Source organism: Streptomyces sp. WI03-4A (assembly GCF_033792105.1).
GTDB lineage: Bacteria > Actinomycetota > Actinomycetes > Streptomycetales > Streptomycetaceae > Streptomyces > Streptomyces collinus_A.
The window spans coordinates 54,887-66,756 of record NZ_JARAUO010000002.1 but is presented as its reverse complement, the minus strand read 5'-3'; the positions used below and the strand labels follow the sequence as shown (position 1 = coordinate 66,756).

The 11,870-nt window shown below is 68.3% G+C and carries 12 protein-coding genes and 4 pseudogenes; 8 read left to right on the top strand and 8 right to left on the bottom strand.

Annotated elements, in window-relative coordinates; genetic code table 11:
- Together PV343_RS03230 and PV343_RS03225 are read right to left on the bottom strand one after the other, a co-directional pair.
- Complete coding sequence (locus PV343_RS03230; protein ID WP_319145225.1) at positions 1–465, bottom strand: hypothetical protein; 465 nt, start codon at positions 463–465, stop codon at positions 1–3.
- A 378-nt stretch (positions 466–843) separates the two neighbouring features.
- The gene (locus tag PV343_RS03225; RefSeq protein ID WP_319145224.1) at positions 844–1,713 is read right to left on the bottom strand and encodes an RNA-binding domain-containing protein; all 870 of its coding nucleotides are present in this window, start codon (positions 1,711–1,713) and stop codon (positions 844–846) included.
- 302 nt (positions 1,714–2,015) lie between these two features.
- Between PV343_RS03225 and PV343_RS03220 the strand changes: the two genes are divergently transcribed.
- Positions 2,016–2,756, top strand: a complete 741-nt coding sequence (locus PV343_RS03220) for an SAVMC3_10250 family protein (protein ID WP_319145223.1) — start codon at positions 2,016–2,018, stop codon at positions 2,754–2,756.
- A 147-nt stretch (positions 2,757–2,903) separates the two neighbouring features.
- On the opposite strand, the gene PV343_RS03215 is transcribed toward PV343_RS03220, so the two are convergent.
- The 3 genes from PV343_RS03215 to PV343_RS03205 all read right to left on the bottom strand — a co-directional run bounded on the left by PV343_RS03215 (position 2,904) and on the right by PV343_RS03205 (position 4,875).
- Positions 2,904–3,599, bottom strand: coding sequence for a hypothetical protein (locus tag PV343_RS03215; RefSeq protein ID WP_319145222.1), 696 nt, complete (start codon positions 3,597–3,599; stop codon positions 2,904–2,906).
- Between the two features lie 447 nt (positions 3,600–4,046).
- On the bottom strand, positions 4,047–4,262 hold the full coding sequence (locus tag PV343_RS03210) for a hypothetical protein (RefSeq protein WP_319145221.1): 216 nt from the start codon (positions 4,260–4,262) through the stop codon (positions 4,047–4,049).
- 1 nt (position 4,263) lies between these two features.
- Positions 4,264–4,875, bottom strand: a complete 612-nt coding sequence (locus tag PV343_RS03205; RefSeq protein ID WP_319145220.1) for a helix-turn-helix domain-containing protein — start codon at positions 4,873–4,875, stop codon at positions 4,264–4,266.
- Between the two features lie 144 nt (positions 4,876–5,019).
- On the opposite strand from PV343_RS03205, the gene PV343_RS03200 reads away from it, so the two are divergent.
- Positions 5,020–5,754, top strand: coding sequence for an SDR family NAD(P)-dependent oxidoreductase (locus PV343_RS03200; RefSeq protein WP_319145219.1), 735 nt, complete (start codon positions 5,020–5,022; stop codon positions 5,752–5,754).
- A 33-nt stretch (positions 5,755–5,787) separates the two neighbouring features.
- Positions 5,788–6,411, top strand: a complete 624-nt coding sequence (locus tag PV343_RS03195) for an NADPH-dependent F420 reductase (protein WP_319145218.1) — start codon at positions 5,788–5,790, stop codon at positions 6,409–6,411.
- Positions 6,412–6,554: 143 nt separating this feature from the next.
- On the opposite strand, the pseudogene PV343_RS03190 reads toward PV343_RS03195, so the two are convergent.
- Positions 6,555–6,809: pseudogene (locus tag PV343_RS03190) on the bottom strand (hypothetical protein); the annotation flags it as partial.
- On the opposite strand from PV343_RS03190, the pseudogene PV343_RS03185 reads away from it, so the two are divergent.
- Positions 6,805–7,002, top strand: a pseudogene (locus tag PV343_RS03185) (TerD-family protein); the annotation flags it as partial. The pseudogenes PV343_RS03190 and PV343_RS03185 sit on opposite strands and share 5 nt — an antisense overlap.
- A 138-nt stretch (positions 7,003–7,140) precedes the next feature.
- Here PV343_RS03185 and PV343_RS03180 read toward each other — a convergent pair.
- Complete coding sequence (locus PV343_RS03180) at positions 7,141–7,419, bottom strand: hypothetical protein (RefSeq protein ID WP_319145217.1); 279 nt, start codon at positions 7,417–7,419, stop codon at positions 7,141–7,143.
- Positions 7,420–7,704: 285 nt separating this feature from the next.
- Between PV343_RS03180 and PV343_RS03175 the strand changes: the two are divergent.
- Positions 7,705–7,806: pseudogene (locus PV343_RS03175) on the top strand (VOC family protein); the annotation flags it as partial.
- 404 nt (positions 7,807–8,210) lie between these two features.
- Entirely contained in the window at positions 8,211–8,381 is a 171-nt protein-coding gene (locus PV343_RS03170) for a DUF5670 family protein (RefSeq protein WP_011113206.1), read from the top strand.
- Between the two features lie 394 nt (positions 8,382–8,775).
- Here the strand turns inward: PV343_RS03170 and PV343_RS03165 are convergent, their stop codons facing one another.
- Complete coding sequence (locus tag PV343_RS03165; RefSeq protein WP_319145216.1) at positions 8,776–9,306, bottom strand: RICIN domain-containing protein; 531 nt, start codon at positions 9,304–9,306, stop codon at positions 8,776–8,778.
- A gap of 958 nt (positions 9,307–10,264) precedes the next feature.
- Here PV343_RS03165 and PV343_RS03160 point away from each other — a divergent pair.
- Positions 10,265–11,326, top strand: a complete 1,062-nt coding sequence (locus PV343_RS03160) for a hypothetical protein (RefSeq protein ID WP_319145215.1) — start codon at positions 10,265–10,267, stop codon at positions 11,324–11,326.
- Between the two features lie 101 nt (positions 11,327–11,427).
- Positions 11,428–11,529 (top strand): annotated as a pseudogene (locus tag PV343_RS03155) (lamin tail domain-containing protein); the annotation flags it as partial.
- Between the last annotated feature and the right edge of the window lie 341 nt (positions 11,530–11,870).

Here is an 11,870-nt window from a genome sequence, read left to right as displayed (position 1 = left end):
TTAGGCCAGCCCCACTTCGGCGTGGAGGTGGCCGAAGGCGCGGGCCATGTGGACCAGCGCTCGGCGCATGAGGTCCTGGCGCTCGGCACGCCGCAGGGAGGGCTCGGCGGTGATCGTGACCGCCATCTCCTGCCGGGGTCCGCGGCTGCTGGGGCCGAGCGCACTGAAGTCGACGACGGACGGCAGAGCAGGGGCTGCACCGGTGTCGTCATGCCGTTCGGTGCTCAGTCGCAGCTCGGTCGTGGGCGGGGCCGTCCAGCGCCGCAGGGCCGGGTCGCCGAACACTGCAGGCAGCAGTTCGGCCGCCGTCTCCCATGCGTGGAACAGGACGTCCTGGACCTCCTCGAAGTCCAGCGGCACCCCCCGATGGCCGCCCAGCGCCGTCGTCCAGGCCGCCGTGTCCTCGATCAGGACGTCCGCGCAGGACACGGCGGCGGAGTCCATCACACCGGGGAGCGCGATCATAGCGGCGGCCGTCCGGGGCGGCGATGACACTCGTATAGCTCGCGGCATGCAGCGAGTTGTCGTGCGGGCCCGCCTGCCACCGGGCCGCTCGAAGGTCGCCGCCGCGCCTCGTCGACAGCATGGTCACCGCACCGGCCAGCGCACCGTACGGCAACTGCTGCTCCAGATCCTGGCGCCGCGCGCGGGTGATCTCCAGTGCACAGGCGTCGCTCCACGGGAGCGTCACCAGGGCGCGCAGCCGCAGCTGCGGCTGCGGCGCCTGACTCGTCCACCGACGCGCGGACCGGGTCTGCTCGAGACCGAAGCGCACGGCGGGCTCCCACCGCCATCCCCCCGTCTGGGAGCGCACCAGGCGGCCGGCGCCCCACCTGCCGCCCTTCAGGTCCACCCGCGCAGCGTCGGCGGCCACCACCCACGCACGCCCGTCCTCGCCCGCTCCCGGGCGCACGGGATAGCCCACCGCCGCCAGCGCATCCCCGCCAGCATCGCTCCGGCCGGCGGTGACGATCGCCTTCCACACCGGCGCGGCGACCACGACCGGCGGTGCGGGGGAGCCACGTACAGCACCCAGCCCGGCTCAGCGTCCCGGGCGTGGCCCACATCCTGCAGCGCGGCCCGCCCGTGAGGGTACGCCTCACCGATCGGGGCCCCCAGGCCCGCACCGGCCAGTTCCTCGTACGCCTCGCGCATCTCCCGTTCCCACTCGGGCAGGCCCTGCCCCACCCGCACAGCAGCCGGCGCCGACGGGGAGTGCGCGACGGCTTCGTGCAGGAGCCTGGACAGCGTCTCGGCGGTGGGCATGCCGCAGGCGGCGACCCCCGCGCAGAGCAGGCGCTGTATCTCGGTGCGCGCCAGCCAGTGGGTCCCGTCGGCCTCACGCACGGGCACCGCGACCGTGTCCGGGCATACCGCACCGAGCTTGCCGACCGGCGCCGCCACGACAAACAAGGTGCCCGCCTGCTGTGCAGGGATGTCGATGTAGAGCACGCAAGCGCCCTGCTGGTCGTCGGACCAGTCCACGCTGATCTGGCGCGGGGCAGGGGTGATGCGCTCGCGGATCAGCTTGCGGAACTGGTCGCGGTCGACCGAGGCGCGGTCGACCGGGATGATCCGGTCGAGGATCTCCACGTCGTCCACCAGACGCGTGGCAATGCCCAGGACCAGGACACCACCGCCACCGTTGGCGAACGCGCACACATCCTTGGCGAGTTCCTCCACCGCGCGCGGATCCCGCAGCGCGTACGGCACCGTCTTGGCGTCCAGCCACTACCCCTCCGGCTGCTCCAGCAGCAGGTCAGGCTTCTGCGCGCGCAACGCGGCACGGACGGCTTCGAGATCCATCGTCGACACCCCGAAAGTATCCCGGCCACACCCTGCCCGGCCGACCGAATTTCCCCACTCCGTGCTCGCCCGCACGCCCGAACACCCGCACGTCGTTCCCATACAGCTAGCGGCGCCTGCCACGCGACGAAGCGGTCCGCGTTCGCAGACCACCCGGCGCGAACACCGTCCCGTCCCTAGGATCGAGCCAGTGTTGCGGGAGGGGACTGATGCAGGAACTGATCTACTTGTCGGACGCCAAGCTCCGCCAGTTCGTGCCGGAGCCACAGCGCCGGTCCTGGTTCGGGCGCCGTGTCACCGGGCTCAAGCTGGGTGGGTCCGCCGCGTCGTTCTCCGGCAATGTGGAGCTTGCTCTGGACAGAGCGGGCGGGGAGCAGAACAACGCCGACCAACTCGCCGCTGTGGTCGAGCACATCGATGGACGCGCACCGTGGTATTGGGAGCGCGCCAAAGTGGGGGCCTGGGTGTACTTCGAGGCTCCGCTCTTTGCCTTCCTCCCCATGATGGGGCGCCTCAACACCGCGCTGTTCACGGACGCCCCGCCGGGCCGTGTGGAAGGTCATGATCCTGCTCACGGCACCCGTCTGCTGCTGCACGGCAGTCGCAACCACCTTGTGACGGACATCCCCTCAACGAACCTGCGAGCCGCGGGTGTCAGGGGCAGCCGCCTGCACATGGCCATCCAAACGTTGAGGTCCGTCGCACCTCCCATGGCAGATCAGATCGATGCGCCCGCACCGCCCATACCGGGACCCCGCTTCGCGGACCCGTCGGCGTTCGGCGAACTGTTCGACGCGGTCGACCGGCTCTCCGACGCCGCTGCCTGGATGCGCGGGTATGCCCGTGTCTCACTGGTCACCCAGCCCTTCGATGGCGAGGCGGGGCAAGCCCGACCCCTGGTCGTTGCGACGCCGCTGTTCGTCGCGTACGCACCCGACCTGCCCGACTAGACGGGTGACCTGGGCGCGGTTGCGGGCCCGGAGAGCCCGGCGCTCCCCAGCCTCGGCGAGCACCGCTGCTCTGGCTTCCTCCCCGGCGTCGAACGGGGCCGGAGAGAAGCGGTCGCTGGCTCTGACGTGCTGCTCCCACTCGTCCTGTCAGAACTCCACCCTCCAGCCCGGCCACAACTCCGGTACTCGGTAAGCCTGTGGTGAGGAGTAGAGGGACCACCAGCCCAGGTGGCGGCGTTCCGGGTCGAGGTGGATGCCGGAGTTGACGTGCACGTGGCAGCCCCCGTGTCCGGGGGCGTCTGCCAGGCGGTTGAGCAGGGCGGCGCCCTCACGGACAGGGTGGTCGAAGACGTCAGAGGCGACATGGCAGCGGTCGGTGCTGACCGTGATCACCACACCACCTGGGTCGGACCCGGCCAAGTCCTCGTCGTCGGGGGCGAGGAGCGGGGCCAAGGAGGGGTCCGAATCGCGGCGGCGGACGCACTCCGGGTCCAGCCCGACGTACTCGCGCAGTTCAGCCGAGCCGTCGTACAGCCAGCGGACCTCCCAGCCCGGCCACGCGGCTCGTATCAGCTCGAACATGGTCGCGCGGTGGCGGAGCTCAGTGCTGGGCCCCTCCCAGGCGAAGAACAGGAGCACCTTCCGGCCGAGGTCGAGCAGTATCCCGCCCTGGGCCATGGTGTCGTCCAACCACCAGCCGTCTTGGCGGAGTCCGGGAAGCATGGCGAGAACCGGCGTCGGCCCTTCCAGCAGGTCGAGGTCGATTCCGACCGCCCAGCCGGTCCGGTACACCTCATGTGTGCCGTTCTCGCGGACCACGATGACGTTGGCTCTGTCTCCCACTAGGGCAGGATGACCGGGCGGGAGGCTGTCAGCCATCCGTTTTCGGCGGTTTCGAGGCTCCGGCGCCCCAGAGAGTGAAGACGTGCCGACAGGGCGGGGGCCGGCGCCTTGCCTACGACCAGCGACCAGGCCCACGCCGCGATGATGGACGCCTTCCACCGACAGCTCGGCCAGTAGCCGCCGAGCCCGGCCTTCCCGTCAGCTTGCTCTGGCTGAGCCCCAGCACGGGCTGCGCCGCAGCGACCTTTCGCCCTCGACCAGGGCCCCCTGGGCCACCTCCTTGCAGTCCCTCGACCTGACACTTGTACGCGATTCATACGCGGTATGTACGCGCTATGGCGGTTGCCGCGCTGAAGAGGTCCCCGCTGGGATGCCGCCCTGGATTGCGGTGGCGGAGGCAGGTCGACAGCTCACTGAACGGCTGGCCGACGACACGATCCTCAGGGCTCATCCACCGGTTCGGTGGGCGGGCACCTCCTCGTGCCCGCGTCGTCGGCGGTCGCCGGAGAGCGCGACGATCCGGTGGACCGGTAGCGCAATGGCCCGGTGGCCGCCGGCGGGGGAGAACCCGGCGTGGCCGGTGCCGGCCTCGAAGAACGTCACCGTGCCGTGCAGGCGGTGCAGCACGGTATCGGGCCGCACCCCGCACTCGCGGAGTGCCAAGTCAGCTTGACACTTCCTCCCGTCGCCGGTCGTCGCCGGCTGTGGCGGGGATGGCGTTGTCGATGAGGACGGCGGCGATGGCGGCGGCGGTGGGGAAGGCGTCGGCGTTGAGGACCCGGGTGCGGGCGGCGGCGCCGTCGATGAGCAGCGCGAGCTGCTCGCCGAGTTGTTCGGGGTCGGCGGCGCCGGCTTCGCGGGCGGTGTCGGCGAGCCGGGCGGCGACCGCTTTCTTGTAGTCGCGCGCGTACTGGGATGCGGGGTGCTGGGGGTCGTGGAGTTCGACGGCGGCACCGATGTAGGGACACAAGGGCGTGGTGGCAGGGATATCGAAGGCGGCGAGGAGCCGGTCACGGGGCGTGAGGTCGGTGCGGTCGAACACGCTAGACAGAACGTCAGGGTCGAACCGGCGCAGGTATTCGGCGACGAGTTCGTCCTTGCCGCTGAAGTGCTGGTAGGCCGTGCGCTTGGACACCTCGGCCGTCGCGCAGAGCTGGTCCATGCCGGTGCGGTTGATGCCCTGCTCGCGGAACAGCTTCTGGGACGCGCTGAGGATGCGCTCGCGGGCGCCCCGGCCGCGGCGGCGCCCCGTGGGGCCCTTCTCCAACTCCGTCATGACCTCATGCTACCCCAGCAGGGTAACGACCGGTGTACATAGTTTGCGCCGCGGCGAGCCGCCCCGTACGGTACATACACAGGACGGTGTACATAACGCCGTCTCCCCGGATACACACGGCACCACCGATCCAAGGGAACGACCATGGGAAAGCTTGACGGCAAGGTCGCGGTCATCACCGGCGGCACCACCGGCATGGCGCTGGCCGGCGCGAAGCTGTTCGTCGAAGAAGGAGCACACGTTTTCATCACCGGCCGCCGCCAGGACGCCCTGGACGAGGCCGTGAAGCAGATCGGCCGCAACGTCACCGGCGTGCAGGGCGACGCCGCCGACCTGGACGACCTGGACCGCCTGTACGACACCGTCCAGCGGGAGAAGGGCAGCCTCGACGTGCTGTGGGCCAGCGCCGGCGGCGGCGAGCCCGCCCCGCTCGGCGAGATCACCGAGGCCCAGTTCGACACCTGGTTCGGGCTCAACGCCCGCGGCACCCTGTTCACCGTCCAGAAGGCCCTCCCGCTCTTCAACGACGGCGGCTCCATCCTCATGACCGGCTCCAACGCCTCCCTCGGCGCCTTCCCCGGCTGGAGCGTCTACGCCGGCAGCAAGGCCGTCCAGCAGGCCTGGGCCCGTATCTGGCTCAACGAACTGAAGGACCGCCGGATCCGCGTCAACGTCCTGACCCCCGGTCAGGTCGCCACCGCCAAGCAGGAAGAACTCTTCGACGAGGCCACCAAGCGCCAGTTCGAGTCCCTCATCCCCCGCGGCCAGATGGGCAGGCCCGACGAAATCGCCACCGCCGCCCTCTTCCTCGCCTCCGACGACTCCAGCTACGTCAACGGCATGGAACTCATCGCCGACGGCGGCACCACCGCCATCTGAACCGAACAACCCACACCCAGGGCAGGACATCTCATGAGCAACATCAGCATCATCGGCGCCGGGAACATGGCCCGCACCATCGGCGCGCGTGCGATATCGGGCGGCAACACCGTCGAAATCATGGGCCGGGACCAGTCCAAGGCTGCTGACCTGGCCAAGGCTCTCGGTGACGGCGCCACGACCGGAGAATGGGGCACCGTCCCGACCGGGGACATCGTCATCGTGGCGCTGTTGTACAACGGTGTCGTGCCGGCCATCGCCCAGTACGGAGACGCACTCGCGGGCAAGGTCATCGTCGACGTCAGCAACCCCTTCAACTCCACCTTCGACGGGCTGGCCCACCGCGAGGAGACCTCGATCGCGCAGGAAGTGGCCAAGGCCGCCCCGGCCAGCGCCAGCGTGGTGAAGGCGTTCAACACCATCTTCCGCCATGTCTTGGAGAAGGGCCGGCCCGACGTCTTCATCGCGGGCGACAATGCGCAGGCCAAGGCAAGTGTGGGGGCGTTCGTCGAGAGCCTCGGGCTGCGCCCGCTGGACGTCGGCGGCCTGAAGATGGCGCACTGGCTGGAAGGAGCGGGCGTGGTCACGGTAGGCCTCGCCAACCACGGGGTGGGGAACCTGGACTTCGCCCTCAGCATCGCCGAACTTACCGCCTGAGCAAATGGTTGACGGGTGCCCGCCGCCGCATCATGACGACGGGCGGTAAGCGGCACCAGGCGATGCGAGGCAGGCCTACCTCCTGGTGATGTCGAGCCTGCTGTGACATTCCTCCGGTCCTGTCCCTGGGCTGGTTTTGGCCCTCAGCGTCGGCTGTCTCCCGGCGCGAGCAGGCTGGTGACCTCGGCAATCGCCTCCGCCGACGGGTGGAAGTACTTCCGTAGGTTCTCCGGCTTCTTGTGCCGGGACTTCGCCATGAGCATCGGCAGGCTGGCCCCGGCCTCCCCGAGGTGGGTCAACCCGGAGTGCCGGTACTCGTGCAGGTCCCAGCCCGTTCCCGGCACTCCGCCGACAGCCGTGTGCACGTCCAGCAGGGCGCGGGCCTGCCCGTACGACGCCGGAGTGATCGTCGCCGAGGGCTACCAGCAACTGCTCGAGCACGACTTCGCCGGCGTTGCCGACGCCACGGCCGCGACGGTCGCCCAATTCACCAGGAACGCGGACGGGGCGTGGGAGCTGCACGAGATGATCCGGGGATACGACAGCGACCCTGTGCTTTTCACTGCGGAGATGGGCCGGCTCTCGCGGTGAGCACGGCGGCGTCGTATGGCGCAGTGGGCACTGGAATGGGAACGTGTCGACGTGCGACGGGTGACACAGGCCGAGGAGTACTTCCTGCCCGGGCTTGGGGAGAACACGGGCAGGCAGGAAGGCAGTTGCTGTATTCGGTCAGGCCGCCTCTGCCTGGGCCTCCGCGTCCTCGATCCCAGTGGGTCGGGCGGCCCGGTTCCAGCGGATGAACAGGCCTGTGGCGATCAGCAGCGTGGCCACCATCGACAGGACCGGCCAGCCGCGCAGCAGGTTGACCACTAGGGTGAACGCCACTGCCGCCGCGGCGATCCCGTTGATCCAGGCCAGTACGGGTTTGCTCTCACTGCGCGCGAAGCGGGTCATGGCGAGCAGGCCCATCCGGAAGCTGATGAACACCGCGACCGCGTAGAAGAGCACCAGCTCCTGTTCCTGGCCGGCGGCGGCGATGATGATGAGCGCTGCCGCGGCCAGGTAGACGACGATTGACCAGTACGGGGTGTGGTGGCGGTTGGTCCGGCCGAGTACCGGCGGCAGTACGCCCGGCTGCTCGGGCGTACCGGACAGGGCTTTCAGCAGGCCGGGCCCTGCCTGGAAGGAGGAGCTGGCGGCGGCGAGCAGCAGTAGCGAGCTAGTGAGTTGAAAGGCGCCGTAGAGCCAGCCGGGGCCGGCTGCGGCGTGCGTGAGGTCGGCGATCTGGGTGGAGTCGGCGCCGGGAACCCGTACTGGAATCGGTGGGGGGTCACGATCGAGGACCCGGACGGTTACCGGCTCGTGCTTTGCGAGCGGGGCTGGTCGAACGCGTAGCGGCGGGTGCTTGCCGGGCGCGCTGTCGCTCAACAAATACAGAATGCTCGCGGGCTACCCGAGATACGGCTAGGCCGTGTTGGAGGAGGTCGTGGAGTGGGAGGGAGCGGCCGTAGCGTTCCGGTTGCAGGTGTGAGCCGAGGTGTCGAGGGCGTGTCGGACGTGAGCTGTGTGAGCTGGGTGGCGGGGTTCGCCCGGGTGAGAGGTGGTGGTGCGGGCCGGTGGCGCGGGTTCAGGCTGCCGGGAGATCGCCTGCCGCTCCCACTATTGAGGGGCGGAACTAGGGGAACCAGGCAGGGCGCTCGGCGCCCGCGCATATGCCCCGCCCCGCGCGGAAATAACTCCCACCTCATGTGCTTGTCAGCAGAAGGTAAGGGCATTCGGTGGCCAGGAGGTTGATAGCTATGGTTCCCCTGCTTCTGGTTCTTCTTCTGGCCCTGATCCTCTTCGGTGCGGGTTTCGCGCTGAAGGCGCTGTGGTGGATCGCGGTGATCGTGCTCGTCGTGTGGCTGCTGGGCTTCGTCGTCCGCACCGCGGACAGCGGCGGCCGCAAGGGCCGCTGGTACCGGTGGTAGACACGAGGTACCAGGCGTGATGAGCGCGCCGCGCGAGAGGTGAGTGGGGCCCGGCCGGATACGGCCGGGCCCCACTCGCGCAACAAGCCTTCGTGTGCGCGCGGTTGGGAGGGATCGGGCGTATCGGACGCAGCGCAGGGTACGTGAGTGATGCAGCGGCCCCGCGGACCCAGCAGTGGAACCCTGCTCCTCCTGTCTACGGGGCCGCTGCCCACGGCTCGGGCCGGCCGGACAGCTCCGAACGTCCGGCTCCGGCCCCCTGACCGGGCTACAGCTCGAAGTCGAGATCGATCAGGTCGGTGAGTTCGACTTCGAGTCCGTGGGCGCGGCGGCCCTTGTCGCGGAAGTAGTGCCGAATCGGCAGCCGTCAGCGGCTACGTCCACGAGGCCAGAATCAGGTCGGCCAGTTCCACTGCGGCGATGCCCACACCTGGTTGGCTCCCTGGTAGCAGCTGTACTGCACGGCTGGGCCGAAGTCCTCGAGGCTGTAGTTGAGGATCTCCAGGCACTTCCCGCTGTTCTGGTTGCGTAGCATCATCCGGTTGCTCGGCTGCCCGGGCCCGATGAAGACCTCGACGAGCTCCCACTTCTGGTTGGCTCCGCCGTGGCAGGTGTACTGGGTCACGGTCGCGAAGTCAGCGGTGCTCCAGCCGTACACGTCCAGGCACTTCCCGCTGTTGACGTTGACCAGGTTCTGCCAGCCTCCGCCCGCCGGCTGTATGTACCACTTCTGGTTGTTCCCGCCGTGGCACGTGTACTGGTCGACGTTCGCGAGGTCGGCGGTGCTGGCATACGCCACCTCCAGGCACTTGCCGCTGTTCAGGTTGCCGAAGGTATAGGTCGTGGTCGCCTCGGCAGGCGTTGCGGCGAGGCATAAGAGGCCCGCGGCGGAGGTGGCTGCGGCAACACGTTTCAGCGAGGGCATCCGAATCACGTTCGGCCTCCAGAACGGCGACGTCGGTGGGCGGGTGGTCCCGCTCTCCTGGCTCACCAGGTTGGCCTTCGGTGCGAGTCCGCTCAATACGAAAAAGTTCGTAGCGCCGCAGGAGTTTGCGCCGAGTGAACTCCTGTGACAGCAGGCCGAGTTCGGTAAGGGCTGTGTCGCACAAGATTCTTTGTACTTTGCTCGGCGGTATGGTAACGGGTCAGGCACACTGCATGTGTGACAGCTCTGTCCGGGCACGATGCACGACTCATTCACGATTTGGCGAAAGCAATTCTCACCGAGCCCGGACCGGTGCGCGTGTGGCGACTGCTCATGGAGCGGCTGACCACCGACCCCGCCCCCCGACCTCGCCGAGCTGTTCTCTGTATGGCGGGCGACGGTGTATCGAGTGCTTGAACGCGCCCGTATCAGCCCTTGAGACTTGCGGAAGTCTGCCCTCACCAGCCGGAACCATGGCGTTTGGGGCTGGTGACACGTTCGTTATTGCACCGTCGGCCGTGACTTCATAACGCTCGGAGGTGGGTTTGTTGGTGTGTCGAGTGCTTGCTGGCCTGGGGTGTTGTGGGTTCGTTGAGAGGTCGAGGGGCGGTTGGGTCGGCGTGGGCGGGGTGTCTGAGCTGGGCCTATATGTTGTGTGTGGAGTGTGGCCCGGGTGGGTTGTAGGTAGTCCTAGCGCGTGAAGACTCGGTTTGTGTTTTCGCAGGTCAGCGCTGTTTTGCCTGCTCGGCGGATGGTGTCCTGTGACCCCGAAGTTCCAGCGCGTGTCATCGAATCTTGAGCGACGCGAGTCTGTGTGACCAAAGACTGATCGCCCTAATCGGTCTGACTGGCTGCGGGGGGGGGTTCGGCTCCCGGCAATGCTGTATGGATGTTTCGACGCAGACGGCGAGCGTGGCGTGATCGACGCTTGTACCAGAACCGAGCTGTGGCCGCCCGGATGAACGAGTTCTTCGACTCTCTTCCGGCACCGAGGAGGGGCGGTCTCTCAGACGTTGCCCGCCACTACGCCCGCACACTCTATTCCAACCATGAGCGCCTCCTGAGCGCGAAGGCCACCGCGGCATGCCCGTACTACGTCGGCCTCTCCTCAGAGCTGGGGAGCTTCACGCATGTCACCAAGCGGATAGCTCTGGTCGCGGACACGATGCTGTTGTCCGACCACGGCATCGGATCGGTGCACGAGCTCGGGGAGCTCTCTCGGAGGACTTACGGCAGCCCTTTCGATCACACGGCAGGCGGGGAAGCTCCGACACCGATTACAACCGAGACCCATCGCTACGGAATGGTGACCAAGGATCTTGCTCAGGTGGGGCGGTGGCTCCTGGTCGCTGAACCCCTTCTACGCAGCGGGCTCGCCTGGTACCTACCGGTCTACACGCGAGGACGCTCGGGCTGGCACGACACCGAAGACAGGACGTCTACCAGCAGTCCTGGCCCTTTGCCCTCGTTCAGTGACCGGTCTATCGACTTCATGGTGGAGCATGGCCGTGGTGTAGATCTGGCGGGGACCAAGCCCCTTGCCAGCCGCGTGGTCCGGCCGATCCTGGAGATCGTTCTGCCCTTCATCGACGGGCTCACCCTCACCGACTTCGCCAAGGTCACCAGGGAGGAGTTCGACTCCTACCGCTTGTACCGCGATTTCATGCGTTCCCAGCTCCTCGAACTCGACGACGCCCTGGAAGCGGTCGATTCCCAGGTGGCCCTAGAACGAATCGCGCTCTCCATCCGTGACGAGGCGAACGCCGCGGCCGCGCAGATGAGCACCGCGGCCCGGTCCCGGGCCCTCACTCGCGCCGGCGCCCTACTGGGCACCACGAGTGCCGTCCTTGCCGCAGTTCGCCCCGCGGCACTGCAAGGTGCCCTCAGTATCAGCGCGACGATCGCGGCCGGAGCCACTGGCCTGTGGCCCACCATTCAGGCATTCGCCGACACCAGACCCAAACGCGCTCATGACAAGTGGCACTATGTCTGGGTCCTGCAGAAGAAGGCCGCCCGCTGAGAGGCTAGTGCCGCGTCAGGCAACGTTCGCCCGTTCTTGCAGGCGAAAATCGGGCTGCTGCGGCTGGGATTGCCGCGTAGCCTGCACGGCTGTGGACAGTGCACGTGTGGAACAACGACCACGACACCGCGACGCTGCGCAACGACCGCGGCCGGTTCGTCGACGAGATCTCCTGGGGCCACCACCGCGGACACCGCCGCTGACCCCCCTTGATGGTGGCGGTAGGTGACGCCGGCCGGTTAGTCGGCGCCCCACCGTGGGCCTCCCCGTACTGTGGAGAGGTCCACCTGCCATGCCCAACTGCACACTCTCCGTGACTGTCACCGTTACCGTCACAGACGGCGCTGTGTCAGCGGGTTGACGACGTGACAGGGGGTGCCGCCTTCCTCTGCCAGACTGCGGCGTCATGGCTCATCGCCGCCCCTTCCCCAACCGCGAGCGCGCCTGCCGCCAGGTCGACCGCCACACCGGTACCGTCATCCCCTGGGCCTTGGCCCGCACGCGCACCGCCCCGGCTCCCGTGCTGCGTTTGGCGGACGACTTC